Below are 13,612 nucleotides of genomic sequence, written 5' to 3'. Positions count from 1 at the left end.
CCTGAACCTGAACCTGAAACGGGCGGGCCTGGCCCGCCTGAACCCTACTGTTCCCTGCGTTTCCCTTATAGAGGAATCATTATGAATAACGCGCAGACACATCTGAAAATGGGCTACGTCTGGACTATCTGTCTGGTCGCCGCCTGCGGTGGTTTACTGTTTGGCTATGACTGGGTAGTCATTGGCGGCGCAAAGCCGTTTTATGAAGCCTGGTTTTCCATTACCGACCCGGCGCAGTCCGGTTGGGCAATGAGCTCGGCGCTGGTGGGCTGCGTTTTCGGCGCATTAATCTCGGGATGGTGCGCCGATAAACTCGGGCGTAAGCTGCCATTAATACTTTCCGCCGTGCTGTTCAGCGCTTCCGCGTGGGGGACGGCGGTCGCCAGTAGTTTCGACATGTTTGTGGTTTATCGCATTGTGGGCGGCGTGGGGATTGGTCTGGCATCCGCTCTCAGCCCGCTTTACATCGCCGAAGTCAGCCCGGCAGAAAAAAGAGGGCGCTTTGTTGCGGTCAACCAGCTCACTATCGTGATTGGCGTGCTGGCCGCTCAGCTTATTAACCTGATGATTGCGGAGCCGGTGGCGACGGGGGCAACGCAGCAGATGATTGTGGAAACCTGGAACGGACAGATGGGCTGGCGCTGGATGTTCGGTGCGGAACTGGTTCCGGCGCTGGCGTTTCTGGTCCTGATGTTTTTTGTTCCCGAATCGCCGCGCTGGCTCATGAAGGCCGGTAAGCCGGAGCGTGCCCGAGCCGCGCTGGAACGCATTGGTTCCGCCGACTATGCCGACAGAATATTACGCGACATCGCGCACACGCTGGAAAAAGATAACCATAAAGTATCCTATGGCGCACTGCTGGCTCCGCAGGTTAAACCGATCGTTATCATTGGCATGGTTCTCGCCGTCTTCCAGCAGTGGTGCGGAATTAACGTCATCTTTAACTACGCACAGGAGATTTTTGCCTCAGCGGGCTTCGATATTAACAGCACGCTTAAATCGATCGTCGCGACGGGGGTTGTAAACCTGGTATTTACCCTCGCCGCGCTGCCGCTGGTGGATAAAATCGGCCGCCGTAAACTGATGCTGCTTGGCGCTTCAGGCTTAACGCTGATCTATGTGCTGATTGCCGGCGCTTACGCCATGGGAATTATGGGCTGGCCGGTACTGTTGCTGGTGCTGGCGGCTATTGCTATTTACGCCTTGACCCTGGCGCCGGTCACCTGGGTGCTACTGGCGGAAATCTTCCCCAACCGCGTTCGCGGACTCGCGATGTCTTTAGGCACCCTGGCGCTGTGGATTGCCTGTTTCTTGTTAACCTACACTTTCCCGCTGCTTAATGCCGGGCTGGGCGCGGCGGGCAGCTTCCTGCTGTATGGCGTCATTTGCGCTGCCGGCTATCTCTATATTCTGCGCAACGTGCCGGAAACGAAAGGGGTAACTCTCGAAGCCCTGGAAGAACAGCTGGCGCAACGCCATACGGGCGTTAATGCGGCGAAGCAGGAGCAGACGCGCTAATGGCGGAAGAGTGGATTCTGGAGAACGCGCATCTGCGGATGTGCGTCTCTTCTCTGGGCGGCAAAGTGCAAAGTTTATTCTCGCGGCAATACCAGGCGCCGGTGCTATATGAAAATCCCGCCGGCGGTATGTTTCCGATGCTGCCGATGGCCAATCGCGTCGCCGGAAACCGCTTTATTTTTCAGGGACGCGAGATAGTCCTGCCTCGTCACCACGCCGACGCGCATTTTTTTCTCCACGGCGACGGGTGGCTACAGCGCTGGGATATCATTGCGCGCGACGGCGACTTTTGCGTGTTACAGCTGCGTCGGCAACATGCCTGCGGTTTCGATTACCTGGCGCAGATCCGCTACCAGCTGCTGCGTAACCAACTGATAGCATCGCTGACGCTTACCCACTGCGGTAGCACGCCTATCCCCTACGGCTGCGGTTTTCATCCCTTTTTCTCCTTTGATAAGCGCAGCACGGTGCAGTTTACTGCCGGTGGCTACTGGCCGGAAGGGGAACAACACCTTCCGCTGGACTGGCAAAGCCATCTTCCCGGCCATGCCGATTTCAGCCACCCGCAGTACGGTGAGGATCGCTGGCTGAACGTCGGCTATTCCGGCTGGAGTGGACGAGCGAGGATAGTAAGTGATGTGATGACTATCACAATTCTTTCGCAAACTTCGTGGTTGATGCTCTTCAGAATGCAGGGTGAACCGTTCCTTTGCCTCGAGCCGCAAACTCACCCGGTAAACGCCCATAACATGGACGGCCAGCCGGGGCTGCGGGTTTTGGGCGCCGGAGATACGCTGAATTTTTCGCTAAAAATAGACGTTCAGGGGCGCGAGTAGCGCCATTTATGGGGCGAGGGCATCTTGCACCCGCCCCGCTTTATCGCCAGACTGTCGCCTCCATTCGGGAGGGAATTATGGTCTTGCACTCCACGCGCTGGCTGGCGCTAAGTTATTTCACCTACTTCTTTAGCTACGGCATCTTCCTGCCTTTCTGGAGCGTCTGGCTTTCCGGACTTGGCCTGACGCCGGAAACGATCGGCATGCTGCTCGGCGCCGGGCTGGTGTCGCGATTTCTTGGCAGCCTGCTGATTGCCCCGCGGGTCAGCGACCCGTCCCGTCTTATCTCTTCTCTGCGCATTCTGGCGCTGCTGACGCTGCTCTTCGCGCTCGCATTTTGGATCGGCCACCAGGTCGCCTGGCTAATGGTGATTATCGTCGGCTTTAACCTCTTTTTCTCGCCGCTGGTGCCGCTGACCGACGCGCTGGCGAATACCTGGCAAAAGCAGATCACCATGGACTACGGGCGCGTGCGCCTGTGGGGATCGATCGCTTTCGTGATTGGCTCGGCACTGACCGGGAAGCTGGTCAGCCTGTATGACTACCGGATGATTCTGGTGATGCTCAGCATCGGTATCGCGTCAATGCTGATCGGCATGCTGCTGAAACCGTCGGTGCAGCCGCAGGGGGAATCCCGCCACCAGGAAGCGGCCGGGCTGTCGGCCTGGCTTACGCTGGTGCGGCAAAGCTGGCGCTTCCTCGCCTGCGTCTGTTTGCTGCAGGGGGCGCACGCCGCCTACTATGGGTTCAGCGCAATCTACTGGCAGGAGGCGGGGTATTCCGCCTCCGCCGTGGGCTATTTGTGGTCGCTGGGCGTGGTGGCGGAGGTGGTGATTTTCGCGCTGAGCAAAAAAGTCTTCCGCCGTTTTAGTGCCCGCGATCTGCTGCTGCTGTCCGCGGCGTGCGGAGTGATTCGCTGGACGCTAATGGGCTGGACGACGGCGCTACCCTGGCTTATCGTCGCGCAGATCCTCCACTGCGGCACCTTTACGGTGTGCCATCTGGCGGCGATGCGCTATATCGCGGCTCGCCAGGGAAGCGAAGTGATCCGCCTGCAGGCTGTCTACTCCGCAGTAGCGATGGGCGGCAGCATTGCGGTAATGACGGTATTTGCCGGCTTTCTCTACCAGCATCTGCACCAGGGCGTTTTCTGGGTGATGGCGCTGGTGGCCTTACCGGCGCTGGTGGTGCGGCCAAAAGCGGTGGCTTAGGCCTCGAGCATCTTGCAAATCTGCTGCTGCTGATGAGCGCTGAACGTCTCGTCGGCATGAAACAGCGGCGGTGAAAACAGCGGTAGCGCCGTGGTATAGGGAGTGACGATCAGCGTCACTTCCTTCGGCGCGCCCTCTTTCTGAAAGGTGCTTACGCTCAAATACTTAATATTGAGCGGCAGCAGGGTTAACTCGCGCAGCTGCTGCTCCAGCGACTGCTCAAGGTCAGGATTATCATCGGTAAGCAGAACCACCTGCTTCTCCTGCAGATCGTTTTTTTGCATCAACCACGCGCCGAAAATCACCGCGATTAAACTAACTTCCTCCTGGCTAAAGCGGACCTGCCAGCTGGCTTCGAACTCCTCCAGCGCCGCCTGAGTGGTGCGCATCAAACGGGGATACAGACGGCCAATCTCCTCCGGCAACGCGTTATCGATACCGATAGCGAAAACGCTGCGGTGTAGCGCCTGCGAGAGGTGTATATAGAGCTGATCGCTTAGACCCTGCTCATCGCTGAACGGACGCCCCGCCAGGTTCTGAAAGCGGTGAATCAGCCCGGAGATGGCCAGATGCAGACGCCGGTCCTGCTGGTGCCCGTCGCGGATGGGATCGGGGGTTTTCAGCAGCATAAACAGCAGGGTCAGAAACAGCTGTTCTCCGGCATGGGGCGTCGTCGCCACCCGACGCTGCCAGTGGCGAACAATCTCCTCCGCGAGGGTAAACTCGGCGGCGGCCTGCGCCCAGCGCTGCTGCTCGTGGGTGAAAGAGGGGCTCTGCCCAAGGTGGTGCTGCAGTAAACAATACTGTAAATAAAGACGCAGAAAATGCACGTCGCGGCAGTCAAACTGCCGGTTCAGGGTCCGGGCGCAGCGGTTCACCAGGGCCTGGAGATTGGTGTCGTCATACAGCGTGCGCGCGATACCTTGCTGTTTAAGCTGCGTTTTTAATGCCGGGGTAAAATGGTGGCTGACAAAATGCGGGCACAGACGCAGCCCGCGGCGCAGAGCGTGCAGCAGGCACAAGCGTTGATCGAGCGCGGCGCCTTCCATCCGATAGCTGCCGTCCGCTTGTGAAGTCAGGGTCAAGCGGTGATAACGCTGAATTTCGCGTCCCGTCTCCGCGATGTCCTGCCTGGCGGTATCCTCATCAACCTGAGTGAGGCTACCCAGCCATTCGGGCGTCACGGATTGCCCGGGCAGATAAAACATCAGGAGCACCTGGCTACGGCGCTGTGGACTGGAAAGCACAGATGGTGGTTCAATCACTGTCATCATCCGGTTAGTTCCAGTTAGGGTTTTCGTTAAGCGTAGTTAATGTATTCAGGGTGAGCAGGGCACGCCCGCGTCTTTACATCAGGATTGCTGGCGCGGTTCACAGAATTTTTCACGTGAGGAACAGATGAAGAGAGTGAAACAATGCGTCAGCGCAGCGTTTTTCATGTTTTTATCGCTATCCGCGGCGGCGCATCCGCACAGTTTCATCAGTTTGCAAACGGAGGTCGTGGCGGAAAATGGCCTGCTCACCGGCTTTAAAATGCGCTGGACGATGGATGAAATCACCTCCGCCGATCTGCTCTATGATGCGGGCAACGCTAAACCCGGTAGCGAAATCTGGAAAAAGCTGGCGGCGGAAGTGATGGCGAACGTGCTGGGCCAGCACTATTTCAGCGAGCTATGGCATAACGGCCAGCGGGTAAAGTTTGATAATCGACCCGACGGCTATGGCCTGGAGCGCAGCGGCCATCAGGCGGTGCTCACCTTTACCCTACCGCTGGCGAAGCCGCAGCCTCTGGCCGGGCAAACCTTTACCTTTTCAACCTACGACCCGACCTATTACGTTGATATGTATTATGACAAAGACGCTGATTTCGCTCTGCCGGCGGCGATGAAAACGATCTGCGCGGCAAACATGATGACGCCGAAACCGAATGAAAAAATGTTGTCCTATGCGCAGTCGCTGGATAAAGCGGATGCGCCGCCGGAGGATATGGAACTGGGGAATTACTTCGCGCAAAAGGTGACGCTGCAATGTCGCTGATTTTTACTCAAAACAGCCGTTCTCCGCGCTGGCGTCAGCTTTGGCCGCTGGCGCTCTTTTTGCTGCTGGCGGCAGGGGCTGGCTTCTGGCTATGGCAGGCCTGGCCGCAGGTGCTGCTGCAAAGCGCGGTCTGGCAGCGCGCGCTGAATCTTGAACTAAGCCGGCTTCTGCAGGCGGTAGCGGAAAATCCCTCCGCCGCCGGGCTGTCGCTGCTGGGGTTTAGCTTCGTCTACGGCGTCCTGCACGCGCTGGGGCCGGGGCACGGTAAAGTGGTGATTACCACCTGGCTGGCGACCCATCCTTCGAAGCTGAAATCCAGCATTGGCCTGACCCTGGCCGCCTCGCTGCTGCAGGGGCTGGTGGCCATCGCTTTAGTGGTGGTCGTGCTTACCCTGCTACGTCTTCCGGCAAGAGCGCTGCACCTGAGCAGCTTCTGGCTGGAAAAGGGAAGCTATCTGCTGGTCGGCGCGCTGGGCCTGTTGCTGTGCTGGCGGGCGCTGAAAAAGCTGCGGATGCTGCTGCGGCGACCGAAATTTACCGCTTTTACCCCGCATCATGTTCATCACGCCAACTGCGGCTGCGGGCATCAGCATCTACCGGCGCCGGAACAGCTGCAAAGCGGCGATGACTGGCGGGCGCGGCTGGCGATTGTGCTGTCGATGGGGATGCGGCCCTGCTCCGGAGCCATTATGGTGCTGCTGTTCAGTAAGGTTATCGGCGTATTTGGCTGGGGGATGGCGGCCGCGATGGCGATGGCGGCGGGAACCTCGCTCACCATTAGCGCGCTGGCGCTGCTGGTTCACGGATTCCGTCAACTGGCGGTCAGGCTGAGCGCGAACCGGGCGCCGGCGCCATGGAAGCAGGTAGGCTGGGCGACGCTGGCGCTGGCCGGCGGCGTGATTTTGCTGGCGGCGGCTATCGTGATGTGGAGTAGTGCGATACCTCCGGGCGGCGGCCTGCGTCCGTTTTAACGGGATAAAAAAAGGAAGCCGCGGCTTCCTTTTTGCTTTTCATTCAGTGAGAGATTAACGCTTCAGCGCTTCGCTCAGATGCTCGCGCATATTGGCCAGCATGGCTTTTACAACGCGCGGGTTGCCTGCAACGATGTTGCCGGTCAGCAGGTAGTTATGGCCGCCGGTAAAGTCGCAGACGATAGCGCCTGCTTCACGGGCGATCAGCTCGCCTGCCGCGAAATCCCACGGTTTCAGCGCGATTTCAAAGTAGCCGTCAACGCGGCCAGCGGCAACGTAGGCCAGATCCAGGGCCGCGGAACCGGTGCGGCGGAAATCCGCGCATTCGGTATACATGTTGCCGAGGATATTCATGTAAGAGGTCGCGTGCTGTTTTGCTTTGAACGGGAAGCCGGTGGCGATAATCGTGCCATCCAGATCGCGAGCGCTGCTGCCGCGCAGACGGTAGCCGTTCAGCTGCGCGCCCTGGCCGCGGGTCGCGGTGAACAGTTCGTTACGCATCGGATCGTAAACCACGGCGACTTCAGTACGGCCTTTAATGCGTACGGCGATGGACACGGAGAAGTGCGGCAGACGTTTTACGAAGTTGGTGGTGCCATCCAGTGGATCGATAACCCATTGAACATCCTGATCTTCACCTGCGTGTTCACCGCTTTCTTCGGTGATGATGGTGTGCTGCGGGTAAGATTTGCGAATGGTTTCGATAATCATCGCCTCGGCGGCTTTATCGACGTTAGTCACAAAATCATTGCTGCCTTTCTGGCTGGTTTCTACGGAGTCAGGGGTTTCGTAGTGCTTGGCAATTAAATTACCCGCCTTGCGCGCTGCGCGCACGGCGATGTTCAGCATCGGATGCATCGGTCTCTCTCACTGGATGTTAAAGAACGGGAAAAAACGGCGCATATAGTAACAGTGAAATCTGCCTATGTCTCCGTTTTATGATAGCATGCACGAATAATCTTTAGCCGAAGAACCATAATGCTGCAAAATATTCGAATCGTACTGGTAGAAACCTCACACACCGGCAATATGGGCTCTGTCGCCCGCGCAATGAAAACCATGGGGTTAACCAACCTCTGGCTGGTCAATCCGCTGGTTAAACCCGATTCTCAGGCCATCGCTCTGGCGGCCGGCGCCAGCGACGTGATTGGCAATGCCAACATCGTCGACACCCTCGATGAAGCGCTGGCGGGCTGTAGCCTGGTTGTCGGAACCAGCGCCCGCTCCCGCACGCTGCCGTGGCCGATGCTCGATCCGCGCGAATGCGGCCTGAAAAGCGTCGCCGAAGCGCAGCATGCGCCGGTTGCGCTGGTATTTGGCCGCGAACGCGTTGGCCTGACTAACGACGAGCTACAGAAGTGTCACTATCACGTGGCGATTGCCGCTAACCCGGAATACAGCTCGCTGAACCTGGCGATGGCGGTGCAGGTCATCGCCTATGAAGTGCGTATGGCATGGCTGGCGGCGCAGGAGCAAAATGAGCCCGTCGTCGAGCATGAAGAAACGCCTTATCCACTGGTGGATGATTTAGAGCGTTTCTACGGCCATCTGGAGCAGACGCTGCTGGCAACCGGGTTTATCCGCGCCAGTCATCCGGGCCAGGTGATGAACAAGCTGCGCCGTTTGTTTACCCGCGCCCGCCCGGAAAGCCAGGAGCTGAACATCCTGCGCGGTATGCTGGCGTCAATTGAGCAGAAGAATAAAGAATAGCGCTGTCTGTTTGCCGGGGGGCGCTGCGCTTACCCGGCCTACCGATCGCCTCCCCCGATGGGGGCGGGCATCAGATCGCGCTTAAGTAAAACGGCACGGAAAGCCAAATACCTGACTAAAACAGTCAAGTAAATAGTTGACCAATTTACTCGGGAATGTCAGACTTGCCTTGCTATGCAATACCCATATTAATAAAAAGCCCGGGCAGGGGCGAGTTTGAGGTTAAGTAAGACATGAGACTGACATCTAAAGGGCGTTATGCCGTGACCGCGATGCTTGACGTTGCGCTCAACTCTGAATCGGGTCCGGTTCCGTTGGCTGATATTTCAGAGCGTCAGGGAATTTCGCTTTCCTATCTGGAACAGCTGTTCTCTCGCCTGCGCAAAAATGGTCTGGTTTCCAGCGTACGTGGTCCAGGCGGCGGTTATCTGTTAGGTAAAGAAGCGGGTAGCATCGCGGTTGGCGAAGTTATCAGCGCAGTAGACGAATCCGTTGACGCCACCCGTTGTCAGGGCAAAGGCGGCTGCCAGGGCGGCGATAAGTGTCTTACTCACGCGCTGTGGCGCGATCTGAGCGAGCGACTGACCGGTTTTCTGAATAACATCACGCTGGGCGAACTGGTGAATAACCAGGAAATCCTTGATGTCTCCGGTCGTCAGCACAACCATGAATCCCAGCGTAATACCCGTGCTCAGGACGCTATTGACGTCAAACTGCGCGCGTAGTTCTCGTTCAGTTTCATCTTGCAGCTATTCGGCTGCAAGCTGAAACGAGCTGAGCCAAAAAGATAAAAAAGATTTTCGAATCAGGCCGGGATGCTCCGCCATCCTGTGTACTCGGTCGTACATCCAGCCGGTTGCCTGATTCCTTGCATTGAAGCGATGTACGGAGTTTATAGAGCAATGAAATTACCGATCTATCTCGATTACTCCGCAACCACGCCGGTGGACCCGCGTGTTGCCGAGAAAATGATGCAGTTCCTGACTCTGGACGGGACCTTTGGTAACCCGGCCTCCCGTTCCCACCGTTTTGGCTGGCAGGCTGAAGAGGCGGTAGATATCGCCCGTAATCAGATTGCCGAGCTGGTCGGTGCCGACCCGCGCGAAATTGTCTTTACCTCCGGCGCGACGGAATCCGATAACCTGGCGATTAAAGGTGCAGCCAACTTTTATCAGAAAAAAGGCAAGCACATCATCACCAGCAAAACCGAACACAAAGCCGTGCTGGACACCTGCCGTCAGCTGGAGCGCGAAGGGTTTGAAGTCACCTACCTCGCCCCGCAGCGTAACGGCATTATCGATTTAAAAGAACTGGAAGCCGCGATGCGTGATGACACCATCCTTGTTTCCATTATGCACGTGAATAACGAAATCGGCGTGGTGCAGGATATCGCTACCATCGGCGAGATGTGCCGCGCCCGCGGTATCATTTACCACGTTGACGCGACCCAGAGCGTGGGCAAACTGCCTATCGACCTGAGCCAGCTGAAAGTTGACCTGATGTCCTTCTCCGGCCACAAAATCTATGGCCCGAAAGGTATCGGCGCGCTGTACGTGCGTCGTAAACCGCGTATTCGTATCGAAGCGCAGATGCACGGCGGCGGTCACGAGCGCGGCATGCGTTCCGGTACGCTGCCTGTCCACCAGATCGTCGGTATGGGTGAAGCTTACCGTATCGCGAAAGAAGAGATGGAAAGCGAAATGGCCCGCCTGCGCGGCCTGCGTAACCGTCTGTGGGACGGCGTGAAAGATATGGAAGAGGTTTATCTCAACGGTGACCTTGAGCAGGGCGCGCCGAATATCCTCAACGTCAGCTTTAACTACGTTGAAGGCGAGTCGCTGATTATGGCGCTGAAAGACCTGGCGGTTTCCTCCGGTTCAGCCTGTACTTCCGCAAGCCTCGAGCCGTCCTACGTGCTGCGCGCGCTGGGGATGACCGACGAGCTGGCGCATAGCTCTATTCGTTTCTCTTTAGGTCGTTTTACTACCGAAGAAGAGATTGACTACACCATCAATCTGGTCCGCAACTCCATCGGCCGTCTGCGCGAACTCTCACCGCTGTGGGAAATGTTCAAGCAGGGCGTGGATCTGAACAGCATTGAATGGTCACATCACTAATTCGGCACCAATAAGGAGAATTCATCATGGCTTACAGCGAAAAAGTTATCGATCATTACGAGAATCCGCGCAACGTCGGTTCTTTCGACAATAGCGACGAAAACGTCGGCAGCGGTATGGTTGGCGCGCCGGCGTGCGGCGACGTGATGAAGTTGCAGATTAAAGTCAACAATGAAGGTATCATTGAAGACGCGCGTTTCAAGACCTACGGCTGCGGTTCCGCTATTGCTTCCAGCTCCCTGGTGACCGAATGGGTAAAAGGGAAATCGCTGGACGAAGCTCAGGCGATTAAAAACACCGATATCGCTGACGAGCTCGAGCTGCCGCCGGTCAAAATTCACTGCTCTATTCTGGCGGAAGACGCGATTAAAGCCGCGATTGCGGATTACAAAAGCAAACGTGAAGCAAAATAATTAAGAGTTGAGGTTTGTTATGTCGATTACTTTAAGCGACAGTGCAGCAGCGCGAGTCAACGCCTTTCTGGCTAACCGCGGTAAGGGGTTTGGCCTGCGCCTGGGAGTCAGAACTTCCGGCTGTTCAGGTATGGCTTATGTACTGGAGTTTGTTGACGAACCAGCGGCAGAAGACACCGTGTTTGAAGACAAAGGCGTGAAGGTCGTGATCGACGGCAAAAGTTTGCAGTTCCTCGACGGTACGCAGCTGGACTTCGTCAAAGAAGGCCTTAACGAAGGGTTTAAGTTCACCAACCCGAACGTGAAGGACGAGTGCGGCTGCGGCGAAAGCTTTAACGTGTAATCGGTTATCCCTGACCCCACCGTAGTCTCGCTGCGCGTGGGGTTTGCTTTATCTCGTTAACCCTGAGGTTGCTATGGACTATTTTACCCTCTTCGGGTTACCGGCCAGCTATACCCTTTCGTTAGAACCCCTGGCTGCCCGGTACCAGGAACTACAGCGCCAGTATCACCCCGATAAGTTCGCCAGCGGCAGCGCGGCCGAACAGCTCGCCGCGGTGCAGCAGTCCGCCACCATTAATCAGGCGTGGCAAACCCTTCGCCACCCGCTGACCCGCGCCGAATATCTCCTTTCGCTTCATGGTTTCGATCTCGCCAGCGAGCAGCACACCGTGCGCGATACCGCGTTCCTGATGGAACAGCTGGAGCTGCGCGAAGAGCTGGATGAAATAGGCAAAGCGAAGGATGAAGCGCGGCTGGAAAGCTTTATCAAGCGGGTCAAAGCGCAATTTGATACCCGGCATCAGCTGATGGTTGAACAACTGAATAACGAGACGTGGGAGGCGGCGGCGGATACCGTGCGCAAGCTGCGTTTTCTCGATAAACTGCGAAGCAGTGCGGAACAACTCGAAGAAAAACTGCTCGATTTTTAATTTTCGGAAGCAATTATGGCCTTATTACAAATTAGTGAGCCCGGACTGAGCGCCGCGCCGCACCAGCGACGTCTGGCGGCGGGTATCGACCTGGGCACCACCAATTCACTGGTGGCTACCGTGCGTAGCGGCCAGGCCGAAACTCTGCCCGACCGTCAAGGGCGCTATTTGCTGCCGTCGGTGGTGAACTATCAGGCTTCGGGTTTGACGGTGGGCTATGACGCGCGGCAAAACGCCGCTCAGGATCCGGTCAATACCATCAGCTCGGTCAAGCGCATGATGGGGCGTTCTCTGGCCGATATCGAGGCCCGCTACCCGCATCTGCCTTATCAACTGCAGGCAAGCGAAAACGGCCTGCCGATGATTCAGACGCCAGGCGGTCTGCTCAACCCGATTCGCGTTTCTGCCGATATCCTCAAGGCGCTGGCCGAGCGCGCTACCGAAGCGCTGGCGGGCGAGCTCGACGGGGTGGTGATTACCGTGCCGGCCTACTTCGATGATGCTCAGCGTCAGGGAACCAAAGACGCGGCGCGTCTGGCGGGCCTGCACGTGCTGCGTCTGCTGAACGAACCCACCGCGGCGGCGATTGCTTACGGCCTGGACTCCGGTCAGGAAGGGGTCATCGCGGTTTACGATCTCGGCGGCGGCACCTTTGATATCTCCGTGCTGCGCTTAAGCCGCGGCGTGTTTGAAGTCCTGGCTACCGGCGGCGATTCCGCGCTCGGCGGCGACGATTTCGACCACCTGCTGGCCGATTATCTGCGCGAGCAGGCTGGCCTGAGCGATCGCAGCGACAACCGCCTGCAGCGCGAGCTGCTCGATGCGGCGATCGCGGCGAAAATCGCCCTCAGCGATGCCGAGACGGCGCGGGTGAATGTCGGCGGCTGGCAGGGGGAAATCACCCGCAGCCAGTTTAACGATCTGATCGCGCCGCTGGTCAAACGCACTCTGCTGGCCTGCCGTCGCGCGCTGAAAGACGCCGGCGTTGAGGCGCAAGAGGTGCTGGAAGTGGTGATGGTGGGCGGCTCGACCCGCGTGCCGCTGGTGCGCGAGCGCGTCGGCGAATTCTTTGGCCGTACGCCGCTGACCTCTATCGACCCGGATAAAGTCGTCGCCATCGGCGCGGCGATTCAGGCGGATATTCTGGTGGGCAACAAGCCGGACAGCGAACTGCTGCTGCTCGATGTGATCCCGCTCTCCCTGGGGCTGGAAACCATGGGCGGTCTGGTGGAGAAGGTTATCCCGCGCAACACCACCATTCCGGTGGCGCGCGCGCAGGAGTTCACCACTTTCAAAGATGGTCAGACGGCGATGTCTATCCACGTCATGCAGGGCGAGCGCGAGCTGGTGCAGGACTGTCGCTCCCTGGCGCGTTTTGCGCTGCGCGGCATTCCGGCATTGCCGGCGGGCGGGGCGCATATTCGCGTCACCTTCCAGGTGGATGCCGACGGCCTGCTGAGCGTGACGGCGATGGAGAAATCGACCGGCGTCGAGGCCTCTATCCAGGTGAAACCGTCCTACGGTCTGACCGATGGCGAGATCGCCAGCATGATTAAAGATTCGATGAGCTACGCCGAACAGGACGTCCAGGCGCGCATGCTGGCCGAGCAAAAAGTTGAAGCCGCGCGCGTACTGGAAAGTCTGGTCAGCGCGCTGGCCGCCGACGCCGCGCTGTTAAGCGCCGCAGAGCGTCAGGCTATCGATGACGCCGCGGAGCAAGTGCGCGCCGCTGCGGCAGGCGATGATGCCGATGCAATCAAAGAAGCGATTAAAAATATCGACACACAAACCCAGGAATTCGCCGCACGTCGTATGGATCAATCGGTCCGTATCGCGCTGAAAGGCCAATCCGTGGACGAGGTTTAAA

Annotated in this window: 14 protein-coding genes; 12 read left to right on the top strand and 2 right to left on the bottom strand. The window is 57.9% G+C overall.

The window, feature by feature from the left end:
- The first annotated feature begins 81 nt into the window (after positions 1-81).
- The 3 genes from KOSB73_RS22865 to KOSB73_RS22855 all read left to right on the top strand — a co-directional run bounded on the left by KOSB73_RS22865 (position 82) and on the right by KOSB73_RS22855 (position 3,565).
- A complete protein-coding gene (locus tag KOSB73_RS22865; protein WP_024359362.1) occupies positions 82-1,518 on the top strand; it encodes a sugar porter family MFS transporter in 1,437 nt (478 codons plus the stop codon).
- Entirely contained in the window at positions 1,518-2,354 is an 837-nt protein-coding gene (locus tag KOSB73_RS22860; protein ID WP_024359361.1) for an aldose 1-epimerase, read from the top strand. The genes KOSB73_RS22865 and KOSB73_RS22860 overlap by 1 nt, the downstream gene beginning before the upstream one ends.
- A gap of 77 nt (positions 2,355-2,431) precedes the next feature.
- On the top strand, positions 2,432-3,565 hold the full coding sequence (locus KOSB73_RS22855; protein WP_004134925.1) for a 3-phenylpropionate MFS transporter: 1,134 nt from the start codon (positions 2,432-2,434) through the stop codon (positions 3,563-3,565).
- Here the strand turns inward: KOSB73_RS22855 and csiE are convergent.
- Positions 3,562-4,839, bottom strand: a complete 1,278-nt coding sequence (gene csiE / locus KOSB73_RS22850) for a stationary phase inducible protein CsiE (RefSeq protein ID WP_004134927.1) — start codon at positions 4,837-4,839, stop codon at positions 3,562-3,564. The two genes, KOSB73_RS22855 and csiE, sit on opposite strands and share 4 nt — an antisense overlap.
- 124 nt (positions 4,840-4,963) lie before the next feature.
- On the opposite strand from csiE, the gene KOSB73_RS22845 reads away from it, so the two are divergent.
- A complete protein-coding gene (locus KOSB73_RS22845) occupies positions 4,964-5,602 on the top strand; it encodes a DUF1007 family protein (RefSeq protein WP_049088340.1) in 639 nt (212 codons plus the stop codon).
- Positions 5,593-6,573, top strand: a complete 981-nt coding sequence (locus KOSB73_RS22840; protein ID WP_064410815.1) for a nickel/cobalt transporter — start codon at positions 5,593-5,595, stop codon at positions 6,571-6,573. The genes KOSB73_RS22845 and KOSB73_RS22840 overlap by 10 nt, the downstream gene beginning before the upstream one ends.
- A 54-nt stretch (positions 6,574-6,627) precedes the next feature.
- Here the strand turns inward: KOSB73_RS22840 and suhB are convergent, their stop codons facing one another.
- On the bottom strand, positions 6,628-7,431 hold the full coding sequence (gene suhB, locus KOSB73_RS22835) for an inositol-1-monophosphatase (protein WP_024359357.1): 804 nt from the start codon (positions 7,429-7,431) through the stop codon (positions 6,628-6,630).
- Between the two features lie 120 nt (positions 7,432-7,551).
- On the opposite strand from suhB, the gene trmJ reads away from it, so the two are divergent.
- The 7 genes from trmJ to hscA all read left to right on the top strand — a co-directional run bounded on the left by trmJ (position 7,552) and on the right by hscA (position 13,611).
- Positions 7,552-8,283 (top strand): tRNA (cytosine(32)/uridine(32)-2'-O)-methyltransferase TrmJ, encoded by a 732-nt coding sequence (gene trmJ / locus KOSB73_RS22830; protein ID WP_004134934.1) that lies wholly within the window; start codon positions 7,552-7,554, stop codon positions 8,281-8,283.
- Between the two features lie 233 nt (positions 8,284-8,516).
- Complete coding sequence (iscR, locus tag KOSB73_RS22825; RefSeq protein ID WP_004104510.1) at positions 8,517-9,008, top strand: Fe-S cluster assembly transcriptional regulator IscR; 492 nt, start codon at positions 8,517-8,519, stop codon at positions 9,006-9,008.
- 177 nt (positions 9,009-9,185) lie between these two features.
- Positions 9,186-10,400, top strand: a complete 1,215-nt coding sequence (gene iscS, locus KOSB73_RS22820; protein ID WP_004134936.1) for a cysteine desulfurase — start codon at positions 9,186-9,188, stop codon at positions 10,398-10,400.
- A gap of 26 nt (positions 10,401-10,426) precedes the next feature.
- Positions 10,427-10,813: a Fe-S cluster assembly scaffold IscU gene (gene iscU, locus KOSB73_RS22815; protein ID WP_002913991.1), complete on the top strand. Its 387-nt coding sequence runs from the start codon at positions 10,427-10,429 to the stop codon at positions 10,811-10,813.
- A 19-nt stretch (positions 10,814-10,832) separates the two neighbouring features.
- Positions 10,833-11,156, top strand: coding sequence for an iron-sulfur cluster assembly protein IscA (gene iscA / locus KOSB73_RS22810; protein ID WP_002913979.1), 324 nt, complete (start codon positions 10,833-10,835; stop codon positions 11,154-11,156).
- A 73-nt stretch (positions 11,157-11,229) separates the two neighbouring features.
- On the top strand, positions 11,230-11,745 hold the full coding sequence (hscB, locus tag KOSB73_RS22805) for a co-chaperone HscB (protein WP_004104505.1): 516 nt from the start codon (positions 11,230-11,232) through the stop codon (positions 11,743-11,745).
- 15 nt (positions 11,746-11,760) lie between these two features.
- On the top strand, positions 11,761-13,611 hold the full coding sequence (gene hscA / locus KOSB73_RS22800) for a Fe-S protein assembly chaperone HscA (protein WP_049100577.1): 1,851 nt from the start codon (positions 11,761-11,763) through the stop codon (positions 13,609-13,611).
- The last annotated feature ends 1 nt before the right edge of the window (position 13,612 follow it).

Origin of the sequence: Klebsiella grimontii (genome assembly GCF_900200035.1) — a bacterium.
Classification (GTDB): Bacteria; Pseudomonadota; Gammaproteobacteria; order Enterobacterales; family Enterobacteriaceae; genus Klebsiella; species Klebsiella grimontii.
The sequence above is the reverse complement of the archived record's forward strand: the minus strand, read 5'-3'. Positions and strand labels throughout refer to the sequence as shown.